Consider the following 465-nt stretch of genomic DNA (forward strand, 5'->3'; position numbering starts at 1 on the left):
CCGCAGAGAAAATGAACCAAAAATGGGTAACCGATGTTACAGAATTCCACCTTTTCGGGGAGAAGCGTTACCTTTCACCAGTACTTGATTTGTGTAACGGTGAAATTATTGCCTATAACGTAATGAAACGTCCTGTTTATAAGTTAGTAGGCGATATGTTGGATCAAGCAATTGAGCGACTTCAACCTGGGGACCAAATAATTCTCCATTCAGATCAAGGTTGGCATTATCAAATGAAACAGTACCAAAAAACATTAGAACAGCACCAGATTACCCAGAGTATGTCTCGAAAGGGTAATTGTTTGGACAATGCAGTCATGGAAAACTTCTTTGGCTTATTAAAATCAGAACTCCTTTATCTACAGGAGTTTGATAGCATTGAGCATTTTGAAAAAGAATTAGAAGACTATATTCACTATTACAATAACAAACGAATAAAGGCAAAATTAAAAGACCTAAGCCCAG

At 37.0% G+C, this 465-nt stretch carries 1 protein-coding gene; it reads left to right on the plus strand.

All coding sequences use genetic code 11. The features are described from left to right. Positions 1-465 (plus strand): IS3 family transposase (locus M5A78_RS24605; protein WP_248737892.1); only part of this gene is annotated, 465 nt, incomplete at both ends.

The organism is Neobacillus rhizosphaerae (assembly GCF_937468385.1).
GTDB classification, from domain to species: Bacteria; Bacillota; Bacilli; order Bacillales; family Cytobacillaceae; genus Neobacillus; species Neobacillus rhizosphaerae.